The 12,395-nt window shown below is 76.5% G+C and carries 2 protein-coding genes (1 of these 2 cut by a window edge); both read left to right on the top strand.

Annotation, left to right across the window (positions count from 1 at the left end):
- On the top strand, positions 1 to 2,797 hold the final stretch of the coding sequence (locus ACLJOU_RS42445; protein ID WP_410574938.1) for an SDR family NAD(P)-dependent oxidoreductase. 15,023 nt of this gene lie to the left of the window's left edge; the window shows 2,797 of its 17,820 coding nt (coding positions 15,024-17,820); its start codon lies off the left edge, out of view; its stop codon occupies positions 2,795 to 2,797.
- Positions 2,781 to 12,395 (top strand): SDR family NAD(P)-dependent oxidoreductase, encoded by a 9,615-nt coding sequence (locus tag ACLJOU_RS42440; protein WP_410574986.1) that lies wholly within the window; start codon positions 2,781 to 2,783, stop codon positions 12,393 to 12,395. Before ACLJOU_RS42445 ends, ACLJOU_RS42440 begins: the two co-directional genes overlap by 17 nt.

The raw sequence follows: 12,395 nt of genomic DNA, 5'->3' as shown, positions 1-12,395 counted from the left end.
CGCCGTCGCCGGTGACCTCGGCGCGCTGCACGAATTGGTCGCCCGCTGCGAGGCGGAGGGCGTGCGGGCCCGGCTGATCCCGGCCGCGTTCGCGTCGCACTCCCCGGCGGTGGAACCGATCCGTGACGAGCTGCTCGCCGCGTTCGCCCCGGTCCGTCCCCGAACCGGCGAGGTGGCGTTCTACTCGACGGTCACGGGGGACGTGCTCGACGGGAACGAGCTGGACGCCGGGTACTGGTACCGCAACCTGCGGCAGCCGGTGCGGTTCGACCGGGCGGTCCGGGCGCTGGCCGAGCAGAAGCACACGACGTTCGTCGAGATCGGCCCGCACCCGGTGCTGCCGGCGGCGATCCGGGAACTGCTCGACGAGCCGGGCGCCCCGGCCCCGGTGGTGACCGGCACGCTCCGCCGCGGCGAAGGCGGGCTCACCCGGTTCGTCACGTCGGCGGCCGAACTGCACGTCCGCGGCGTCGGGGTCGACTGGGCCGGGCTGCGGCCCGGCGGACGGCGGATCCCGCTGCCCGCGTACCCGTTCCAGCGGCAGCGGTTCTGGCTGCGGTCGGGTACGGCCACGGCGGACGTGTCGTCGGCCGGGGTGAACCCGCTCGGGCACCCGCTGCTGGGCGCGATCGTCGCGGTGCCGGGGTCGGAGGCGGTCGTGTTCACCGGCCGGATCGCGGCGTCGGCCCCGGCGTGGCTGGGCGAGCACGCCCTGCGCGAGACGACGCTGCTGCCGGGCACGGCGATGCTGGAACTCGCGTTCCGCGCGGGCGAGCACCTCGGCTGCGACCGCGTCGAGGACCTCGTCCTGGCCGCGCCGGTGGTCCTGCCCGGCCGCGGCGGCCTGCAGCTGCGGCTGGTCGCCGACGAGCCGGACGCGACCGGCCGTCACCCGTTCCGGGTGTTCACCCGGCCGGAGGGCGCGGACACGGCCTGGACCCAGCACGCCGAGGGCACCCTGACGGCGGCCGGGGACGTCCCGGCGCCGCGAACCGGGCCGTGGCCGCCGGACGGGGCCGAGCCACTGGACCTCGACGGCCTCTACGACGTGCTCGCCGACGCGGGTGTCCACTACGGACCGGCGTTCCGGGGTGCCGTCAGGGCCTGGCGGCACGGCGCCGACGTGCTCGCGGAGGTCCGCCTGCCCGAGCGCGAGGCGGCCGACGCCGGCCGGTACGGCGTCCACCCGGCACTGCTGGACGCGGCACTGCAGCCCATCGGCCCCGGCGGGCTGGTGTCCGGGCCGGACCTCATGCCGTTCGCGTGGTCCGGGGTGTCGCTGCACGCCGCCGGTGCGGCCGCGGCGCGGGTCCGGCTGCACCGGACGGGTGAGGACGCGCTGGCGGTGGAGCTGACCGATCCGGCCGGGTCGCCGGTGCTGTCGGCCGAGTCCCTGACCCTGCGGCCGGTGTCGGCCGGGCCACCGGGCCAAGCCGCGCTCTTCCGGCTCGGGTGGGTGCCGTTGCCGGTCCTTTCCGGACCGCCGGAGGGTGCCCTGCGGATCTGCGACGACCCCGCGGAAGCGCTCGAGTGGGTCCGCACGGCGGGTCCGGGTACGGTGGTCGTGGCCACCCGCGCGGCGGTGGCGGTGTCCGACGCGGAGCTGCCCGACCCGGCTCGGGCCGCGGTGTGGAGCGCGATCCGCGGTCTCGCGGAGAAGCGAATCGTCCTGGCCGACCTCGACGACTCACCGGACGCGGAGAACCTGGCCAAGGCGGCCGCGGCGCTCGGCGAGCCGGAACTGGCGGTACGCGGGGGAGCGGTGCACGTCCCGCGGCTGGAACGGGTGCAGCCGTCGCCGGCGGAGCCGGGACCCTTCACCGGCACGGTCGTGGTGGCCGGAGCGGAGATCGAGGCACCCGGCGAAGCGGCCGACGTGGTTGCCGGTTCCGGTGCTGCGGCGGGCGGGCCGGCTGCCGCCGCCGGGTCCGGTGAGCGGGCTGTCGGCCGAGCCGCGGCCGGCCCCGGCTCTCCCGACTGGGTGCGGATCGCGTCTCTGGCCGATCTTCCCTCGCTGCCGACCTCGGGCGAGCTGATCCTGATCACCGGCCCGGCCGGCAGCCCGCTCGCCGAGGCGCTGGCCGCCCACCGGCGAGCGCTGGGACACTCGACCCGGACCCTCACCTGGGGACTTCCCGAGGCACCGCCGCCGGCGCATTCGCCGAGTGACTTCGTCGAAGCCGTGCGGCGGGTCGCGGTCACCGGGCTCGTCGCCGCCGTGCCGCCCACCTCGCCGTCCGGCACGGTTCCCGCGGTGCTGCGGAAACTCGTGCGGCCCGGCAGGCGCACCGCGGCCGACCGCACCTGGGCCCAGCGGCTCGGCGCACTGCCCGCGGAAGACCGCCCGGCCGCCGTGCTCGGGCTGGTGCGGGAACAGATCGCCGCCGTGCTCGGGCTGGCGAATCCCGCGCACGTGCGTGACGATCGCGGACTGCTGCAGCTCGGCTTCGACTCGCTGACCGCCGTCGAACTGCGGGCCCGGCTCGGGGAGCTGACCGGCCTGCGGCTGCCGGCGACCCTCGTCTTCGACCACCCGACCGCGGCCGACATCGCCGGCCACCTCACCACCCTGCTCGCGCCCGGCACGGGCAGGCAACCGGCGGACACCGAGGAACAGGACTTCCGCGCCGCCCTCTCCGCCCTCGGTTACGCGCGCCTGAAAGAGGCGGGGCTCGTGCGCACCGTCCTCGACCTGGCGGCGGCGCCCGCCGACGACGACCGGATCGACGCGATGGACGTCGCCGACCTGGTCCGGCTCGCCCTCGGCGACCCCGCCGACTCTGCCGACGAAACGTGAGCTGACGATGACCACCACGCCCGAACAGATCGTCGAGGCCCTGCGCGCCGCACTGAAGGAGAACGAGCGGCTCAAGCGCCGGAACCGGGAACTGACCGCCGGGGCCGCCGAGCCGATCGCCGTCGTCGGGATGAGCTGCCGGTTCCCCGGCGGCGTCCGGGAGCCGGCGGACCTGTGGCAGGTGGTCACCTCCGGCGCCGACGTCATCTCCGGGTTCCCCGCCGACCGCGGCTGGGACCTCGACGCGCTCTACAGCGCCGACCGCGACCGGCCGGGCACCACCTACACGCGTTCGGGCGGCTTCCTCGACGGCGTCGCCGACTTCGACCCGGCCTTCTTCGGGATCAGCCCGCGCGAAGCCCTCTCGATGGACCCGCAGCAGCGGCTGCTGCTCGAAGCTTCGTGGGAGGCGATCGAGCACGCGCGGATCGACCCGCTTTCCCTGCGCGGCAGCCGGACCGGGGTGTTCGCGGGGCTCGTCTACCACGACTACGGGTCCTGGCTGAGCCGGGCGCCGGAGGACCTCGAGGGCTACCTCAGCACCGGGATCTCCGGCAGCGTCGCCTCGGGCCGGATCTCCTACACGCTCGGCCTGGCCGGTCCCGCGGTCACCGTCGACACGGCGTGCTCGTCGTCGCTGGTGGCCCTGCACCTGGCCTGCGAATCCCTGCGCCGCGGCGAATGCGCGCTGGCGCTGGCCGGCGGGGTCGCCGTGCTGGCGACGCCGATGATGTTCGTCGAGTTCGCCCGGCAGGGTGCGCTGTCGGCCGACGGGCGGTGCCGGTCGTTCGCCGCCGGCGCCGACGGGACGGCGCTGAGCGAAGGCGTCGGCATGCTGCTGGTCGAGCGGCTGTCCGACGCGCGGCGGCTGGGGCACCCGGTGCTCGCGGTCGTCAAGGGCTCGGCGATCAACCAGGACGGGGCGAGCAGCGGCCTGACCGCCCCGAACGGACCGGCGCAGCAGCAGGTGATCCGGTCCGCGCTGGCGAACGCCGGACTGTCCACATCGGACGTCGACGTGGTGGAGGCCCACGGCACCGGCACCCGGCTGGGCGACCCGATCGAGGCGCAGGCGCTGCTGGCCACCTACGGCCAGGGCCGGGAAACCCCGCTGTGGCTGGGCTCGGTGAAGTCCAACCTCGGCCACACCCAGGCCGCGGCGGGTGTCGCGAGCATCGTCAAGCTGGTGCAGGCGATGCGCCACGGCGTGCTGCCGAAGTCCCTGCACCTCGACGAGCCGACCCCGCAGGTGGACTGGACCGCGGGAGCGATCTCCCTGCTGTCGGAACCGGTGCCGTGGCCGGAGACCGGCCGCCCGCGCCGGGCCGGGGTGTCGTCGTTCGGGATCTCCGGGACCAACGCGCACGTCGTCCTCGAGCAGGCGCCGGCGGACGACGAACCGGGCACGCACGAGGGTGTGGTGCCCTGGGTGGTCACCGGCGCGACCCCGGCCGCGGCCCGGGACCAGGCCGCGCGGCTGCGTGCCTTCGCGGTGGACCACCCGGAGCTGTCCACCTCGGACATCGGACTTTCCCTGCTCACCACCCGGTCGGCGTGGGAGCACCGGATCGTCGTCGCCGGTGAAGATCGGGACACCCTGCTGGCGGCGCTCGGGACCGCGCGGCCGCGGCGGGCCGCGGGCGGGAAGCCCGCGTTCCTCTTCACCGGCCAGGGCAGCCAGCGCCGGGGGATGGGGCGCGAGCTGCACGAGCGGTACCCGGTGTACGCGCGGGCCTTCGACGAAGCGTGCGCCGCCGCGGGGATCGACCGCGACCTCGTGCTCGGCGGCGCCGAGCTGACCCGGACGGACCTGGCCCAGCCGGCGATCTTCGCCCTGGAAGTGGCGCTCTACCGCCTGTTCGAGTCGTGGGGCGCCCGCCCGGACCGGCTGGCGGGCCATTCGGTCGGCGAGCTCGCGGCGGCCCACGCCGCCGGGGTGCTTTCCCTGGCCGACGCCGGGAAGCTGGTCGCCGCCCGCGGCAGGCTGCTGCAGGCCCTGCCGGAGGCCGGCGCGATGGTCGCGATCCAGGCGGCCGAGGTCGAAGTGCGTCCGCGGCTGGGCGCCACCGCCGACATCGCCGCCGTGAACGGGCCCGAAGCCGTCGTCGTTTCCGGTGCCGAAGACGCCGTTGCCGCGATCGCCGCCCACTTCGCCGGACTCGGCAGGCGGACCAAGCGGCTCGACGTGTCGCACGCCTTCCATTCGCCGCTGGTCGAGCCGATGCTCGAGGAGTTCCGGGCCGTCGCCGCCGGGCTGTCCTACGCGCGGCCCCGGATTCCGCTCGTCTCGGCCGTCTCGCCGTCGGCGGACCCGGCCACCCCCGGCTACTGGGTCGAGCACGTGCGCGCGACCGTCCGCTTCGCCGACGCGATCGGCGCGCTGGCCGAGGCGGGCGTGACGACCTGCGTCGAACTCGGGCCGGACGCCGTGTTGTCCGCGATGGGCGCCGAGTGCGCCGAAGACCTCACGTTCGTCCCCGCCCTGCGAGCGGGGGAGGCCGAGACCGCCACCGCCGTGACCGCGCTCGGGCACGTCCGGGACGCCGACTGGCCGGCGTTCTTCGCCGGCGCGCGGACCGTCGACCTGCCTGCCTACGCCTTCCAGCGCGAGCGGTTCTGGCTCGAGCACGACCAGCCGGCCGGCGATCCGTGGCGCTACCGGATCACGTGGCCGGCCCTGCCGGAGCGGCCCGCGGCGCCGCCATCGGGCACCTGGCTGGTCCTGCTCCCGGCCGATGGCGCGTCCTGGGCCGGGGAAATCCACCAGGCCCTGGATCCGGACGCCATCACCGTCACGCTCGACACCGGTCTGGACCGCCACGCCGTCGCCGAACGCCTTCACTCCGCACTGGGCGACACGACCCCCGCCGGTGTCCTTTCGCTCCTGGCCGCCGGGACCACGCCCCACCCCGGGCACCCGGAGATCCCGGCCGGGCTCGCGCTCACCACCGTCGCACTGCAAGCCTTGGAGGGGATCGACGCGCCGTGCTGGCTCGTCACGTGGTCCGGCGTCGCGGTGGACCCGGCCGAACCCCCCGACCCCGACCAGGCCCGGATCTGGGGCCTCGGCCAGGTGGCCGCGCTGGAGGCGCCGGAGCGCGACCTCCGGCTCGCCGACGTCGCCGCCGGCGCGGTGCCGCGGTTCGCCGGCCTGCTCGGCACGGCGAGCGAGGACCGGGTCGCGGTCCGCCGGGACGCCGTCCACGGCCGGCGGCTGGTCCGGGCGGCGGCCCCCGCCACCGCCCCCGAACGGCCGTGGCGCCCGCGCGGAACGGTCCTGGTGACCGGCGGCACCGGCGCGCTCGGCGCGCACGTCGCCCGGTGGCTCGCCGAGAACGGCGCTGAGCACCTGGTCCTCGGCAGCCGCCAAGGGCTCGAAGCGCCGGGCGCCGCGGACCTGCGAGACGAACTGACCGCGCTCGGCGCCCGGGTGACCGTCGCCGCGTGCGACGTCGCCGACCGCGCCGCGCTCGCCGCGCTGCTGGCCGAGCACCCGCCGAACGCCGTCGTCCACGCCGCGGGCGTCCCGCAGTTCACCCCGCTCGACGGCACGAGCGCCGCCGAGCTGGCCCGGGTCGCCGCGCCCAAGGCCGCCGGCGCGGCCCACCTCGACGACCTGCTCGCCGGCACCGATCTGGACGCCTTCGTGCTGTTCTCCTCCATTTCGGGGGTCTGGGGCGCCGACGGCCAGGCGGCCTACGCGGCCGCGAACGCCTACCTCGACGCCCTCGCGCAGCGCCGCCGCGCTCGCGGCCTGCCGGCCACGGCCATCGCCTGGGGCGCGTGGGGCGAAACCGGCATGTCGGCCCACGACGGCGTCGAGGAGCACCTTTGCCGTCGCGGTCTCGCCGCGATGCCGCCCCGGCGCGCGGTCGCCGCGGTGCAGCACGCCCTCGACCACGGCGAAACCGCCGTCGTCGTCGCCGACATCGACTGGGCCGCCTTCGTGCCCGCCTTCACCGCCGGCCGGCCTGGCTTCCTCCTGGACGAACTACCCGAAGCACGGCGGTTCGCGGGCCCCGCCCCGGCCGGGACCACGCCGCTCGCGGCCCGGCTGGCGCAGTTGCCCGAGCCCGACCGGCTGCCCTTCGTCACCGCGCTGGTCCGCGGGCACGTCGCCGCGGTGCTCGGGCACCACGAGCCGGGCGGCGTCGACCCCGGCCGTGCCTTCCGCGAACTCGGGTTCGACTCGCTCACCGCCGTCGACCTGCGCGACCGGCTCAACGGCGACACCGGGCTGCGGCTGCCGGCGACCGTCGTGTTCGACCACCCGGACGTCACCGCCCTCGCCGCGGAACTGCACCGCACGGCGCTGGGAACCGTCCTCGGCGAAACCGCGGCCGCACCGGTCGCCGCCGACGAGCCGATCGCCGTCGTCGGCATCGCCTGCCGGTTCCCCGGCGGTGCCGACACGCCGGAGGAGTTCTGGGACCTCGTCCACGAGGGCCGCGACGCCGTCTCGGGCTTCCCGGCCGACCGCGGCTGGGACCTCGGGAACCTGTACGACCCCGAGCCGGGACTCCCCGGCAAAACCTACACCCGCTCCGGCGGCTTCCTCGACGACGCCGCCGGGTTCGACGCCGCGTTCTTCGGCATCAGCCCGCGGGAGGCCAGGGCGATGGACCCGCAGCAGCGGCTGCTGCTGGAGACCTCGTGGGAGGCCGTCGAACGCGCCGGCCTGGATCCGCACGGCCTGCGCGGCAGCCGCACCGGCGTGTTCGCCGGCGTGACGCACCAGGGCTACGGCCCGCCGTGGGACTCGGCCGCCGGAGCCGCGGCCGGGCACCTGCTCACCGGCATCGCCTCCAGCGTCGTGGCCGGCCGGGTCGCCTACACCTTCGGCCTGGAAGGCCCGGCCCTGTCGATCGACACGTCGTGTTCGTCGTCCCTGGTGGCGCTGCACCTGGCGGCCGAGTCGCTGCGGCGCGGCGAATGCACCCTGGCACTGGCCGGCGGCGTGACCGTGATGAGCAACCCCGGCGCGTTCGTCGAGTTCGGGCGGCAGCGCGGACTGGCCCCGGACGGGCGGTGCAAGCCGTTCTCGGCCGCCGCCGACGGGACGGCCTGGGGCGAAGGCGCGGGTGTGCTCCTGCTGGAACGGCTCTCCGACGCCGAGCGCCACGGCCACGAGGTGCTGGCGGTGATCCGCGGTTCCGCGGTCAACTCCGACGGCGCGAGCAACGGCCTCACCGCGCCGAACGGCCCTTCGCAGCAACGGGTGATCCGGGACGCGCTGGCGCGGGCCGGGCTCCGTCCGTCCGAAGTGGACGCGGTCGAAGCGCACGGCACCGGCACGACCCTCGGCGACCCGATCGAGGCGCAGGCGCTGCTGGCGACCTACGGCCAGGACCGGGAAACGCCGCTGTGGCTGGGTTCGGTGAAGTCGAACATCGGGCACACGCAGGCGGCGGCCGGGGTGGCCGGGGTGATCAAGATGGTGGCGGCGATGCGGCACGGCGTGCTGCCGCGGACGTTGCACGCCGACGAGCCGACGCCGCAGGTGGACTGGACGGCGGGCGCGGTGCGGCTGCTCACCGAGGCCGTGGCGTGGCCCGGCGGCGGCCGGCCGCGCCGGGCCGGTGTCTCGTCGTTCGGCATGAGCGGCACCAACGCGCACGTCGTGCTCGAACAGGCACCGGTGCGCGAGCGCCCGCGACCGGCCCCGGCCCCGGCGGCCGGGCCGCTGGTCCTGTCGGCGAAGACCGGGACCGCGCTGGCCGCGCAGGCCGCCCGCTTACTGTCCCATGTGGATGGTGAAGAGGACGTCCGGTGGGTGGATCTGGGTGCGTCCCTGGCCGCGCGCCCGCTGTTCGAGCACCGCGCCGTGGTGCTGCCGGCCGCGGACCCACGGGCGGCGCTGCAGGCACTCGCGGCGGGCGTCCCGGCGTCCTCGGTGGTCTCCGGCGCCGCGACGAGCCCCGGCCGGACGGTGTTCGTCTTCCCCGGCCAGGGCGGCCAGTGGGCGGGGATGGGTGCGCGGCTGCTGCGCGAGTCGGAGGTGTTCGCCAAGCGGATGGCCGAATGCGACGCCGCACTCGGCGAGTTCGCCGACTGGTCGGTGACCGGCGTGCTGCTCGGCGAACCCGGTGCACCAGGCCTGGACCGCGTCGACGTCGTGCAACCGGCGTTGTTCGCGATGATGGTCTCCCTGGCCCGGCTCTGGCAGTCCGCCGGCGTCGAGCCGGACGCGGTCGTCGGGCACTCGCAGGGCGAGATCGCCGCGGCGTGCGTCTCCGGTGCCCTGTCCCTTTCGGACGCCGCGCGCGTGGTCACCCTGCGCAGCAAGGCACTGGGTGAGCTGGCCGGGCAGGGCGGGATGGTCTCGGTCGCCCTGCCCGGGGCCGCGGCCACGGACCTGCTGGCGCGCTGGGGCGGCCGGCTCGCGCTCGCCGCCGTCAACGGACCGTCGTCCACAGTGGTCTCGGGCGATCCCGAAGCCCTGGGTGAGCTGATCGCGTACTGTGACGGCGAAGGCGTGCGGGCCCGGGCGGTGCCGGTGGACTACGCCTCGCACTCGGCGCACGTCGAGCGGATCCACGACCGGCTGCTGCGGGAGCTGGCCCCGATCCGGGCGCGGGTGCCCGAGATCGCGTTCTGGTCGACCGTCACCGGCGAACGGCTGGACGGCCCGGCGACGGACGCCGGTTACTGGTACCGGAACCTGCGGCAGACCGTGCTGCTCGAACCGGTCGTCGAGCGGCTGGCCGGGCTGGGTCACACGGCGTTCGTCGAGGTCGGACCGCACCCGGTGCTGCTGAACGCGCTGCTGGAAACCGTCGAGAACCGGGGCACCGACGCGGTGGTGACCGGCACCCTGCGCCGCGACGACGGCGGCACGGACCGGTTCGCCGAATCGGTGGCCACCCTGCACGTGCGGGGCGTTCCCGCCGACTGGCGGCCGTTCTTCCCGGACGCGCGGCGCGTCCCGCTGCCCACCTACCCGTTCGAGCGCGAGCGGTTCTGGCTGGACCGCGGTGCGCCGTCCGGCGGTTCGCCGGACGGGCCGCCCGGCTCCGGGCACCCGCTGCTCGGCGCGGTCGTCGCGGTCGCCGGGCGCGCGGAAGTCGCGTTCGCCGGACGGCTGGGCGTCGCGGGACGGCCGTGGCTCGCCGACCACGCCGTGCACGGCGTGATCCTGTTCCCCGGCACCGGTTTCCTCGAACTCGCGAGCGCCGCGGGCGAGCGGACCGGCTGCCCGGACGTCGACGAACTGACCCTCGAAGCACCGCTGGTGCTCGGGACGACCGGCACCGTCGAGACGCAGGTGCTGGTCGGCGAGCCGGACGAAGCGGGCCGCCGGGCCGTCACCGTCCACTCCCGGCCGGACGGCGAGGAGACCTGGACACGCCACGCCACCGGGGTGCTGTCGGCGGCCGCGCCCACCGCGACCGGGCTGCCCGAATGGCCGCCGCCCGGCGCGGTTCCCGTCGACCTGGCCGGCTTCTACGACGACCTCGCCGAGCGGGGCTACGGTTACGGCCCGGCCTTCCGCGGCCTGCGCGCGGCCTGGGTGGCCGGCGACGACGTCTACGCCGAGGTCCGCCTCCCGGACGGCTGCCCGCCGGACTCCTTCGGGCTGCACCCGGCGTTGCTGGACGCCGCGCTGCACGCGTCCGGGCTGCGGAACGCCCCGGACGGCCTGCCGTTCTCGTGGACCGGCTACACGCGGTTCGCGGCCGAGGCCACCGCGGTGCGCGTCCGGCTGTCCCCGGCCGGCGACGGGCTCGCGGTGACCGTCGCGAGCGAGACCGGGGAACCGGTCGCCCGGATCGGCGCGCTGGTGACGCGGCCGGTCCCCGAACCGGCCCGCCCGGCCACCGACGGGCTGCACCGGCTCGACTGGGTGCCCGTCGCGGCCCCGGCCGAGCCGCCGGCGAGCTGGACCGAGGTGTCCACAGTGGACGAAGTGGCGGCTGCGAGCGGGATCCTGCTGGCCGGGTTCGCCGCCGAGGACGGCGATCCGGCGGGGACCGTCCGCCGGACGACATTCCGGGCGCTGGAACTCGTGCAGGCCTTCCTCGGCGACGAGTACCGCGCCGGGACCGACCGGCTCGTGCTGCACACCCGCGGCGGCGTCGCGGCCGCGACCGGGGAGCTGCCGGACCCGGCGCAGGCCGCGCTCTGGGGCCTGGTGCGCTCCGCGCAGTCCGAGCACCCCGGCCGGTTCGTGCTCGTGGACGACCCGGCGGGCGACCACCTCGCGGCAGCTGTCGCCCTCGGCGAGCCGCAGGTGGCCGTCCGGGACGGCGAGTTCCGCGTCCCCCGCCTGACCCGGGCGGACCCCGGCGAGGCGGCTCCGGCGTGGGGCGGCGGGACCGTGCTGGTCACCGGCGCCTCCGGGCTGATCGCCGGCCTGGTGGCCCGGCGGCTGGTCGGCCACCACGGCGTCACCCGGCTCGCGCTGCTCGGCCGGCGCGGGGCCGGCAGCCCGGAAGCCGCCGCCCTGCTGGCGGAGCTGCGCGACCGGGGTGCCGACGTCAGCTGGCACGCGTGCGACGCGGCGGACCGGGCCGCGCTGGCCGAGGTCGTGGCCGGCCTGCCGGACCTCACCGCGGTCGTGCACTCGGCGGGTGCGCTGGACGACGGCGTCGTCACGGCCCTGACCCCCGAGCGGATCGAGACGGTGCTGCGGCCCAAGCTCGACGCGGCACTGGCCCTGCACGAGGTGACGAAGGACCGCGACCTGGCGGCGTTCCTGCTGTTCTCGTCGGCGTCGGGCTTGCTGGGGACGGCCGGGCAAGCCGGTTACGCGGCCTCGAACGCCTTCCTCGACGCGTTCGCCCGGCGGTTGCGCGCCGCCGGCGTGCCGGCGAAGGCGCTGGCCTGGGGCCTGTGGGCCGAGCCGAGCGGGATGAGCGGCGGCCTCGGCGACGTCTACCTCGCCCGCGGCGCTCGCATCGGTCTGCTCCCGCTGTCCTCGGACCAGGGCCTCGAACTGTTCGACGCGGCGCTGGCCGTGGACGACGCCGTCGTCGTCCCGGTGCGCGTCGACACGACCGTCCTGCGCTCGGCGGAGGATCCGGCCGAGGTCCCGGCGGTGCTGCGCGGCCTGGCCGGGCCGCCGCGGCGGCGGGACACCGGCCGCGGCCCGGACCCGGCCGGCTTCGCGCGGCGGGTGCGCGGCGCGACCCCGGCGGAGCGCGCCGAAGCCGTGCTCGGCCTGGTGCGGCAGCTGACCGCGGACGCGCTGGGACTCACGTCCGCCGCGGCGGTCCGCGACGACCGCGGGTTCCTGGAGATCGGCTTCGACTCGCTGATCGCCGTGGAGTTCCGCAACCGGCTCAGCGCCGCCACCGGCGTCAAGCTGCCGAGCACGCTGGTCTTCGACCACCCGTCGCCGGCCGCGGTGGCCGCGTTCACCGAGGCCCGGCTCGCCGGGGACGCCGACGACGCCGCGGCCGCGGCGCTCGCCGGCCTCGACGGCGTGGCCGCCGCGCTCCGGACCGCCGGGCCGGAAGCGCGGGCCCGGATCCTCACCCGCCTGCGGGCCCTCGCCGCCGATCCCGGCGCCGCGCCGGACGACGGCCTCCGTGACCTCGACGGGGCGTCCGACGAAGAACTCTTCGACCTCATCGACAACGACTTCGGGATGGCGTGA

Source organism: Amycolatopsis sp. cmx-4-61 (assembly GCF_046548775.1).
In the GTDB taxonomy this organism is placed as follows: Bacteria; Actinomycetota; Actinomycetes; order Mycobacteriales; family Pseudonocardiaceae; genus Amycolatopsis.
This window is presented reverse-complemented; position numbering and strand designations above follow the sequence as displayed.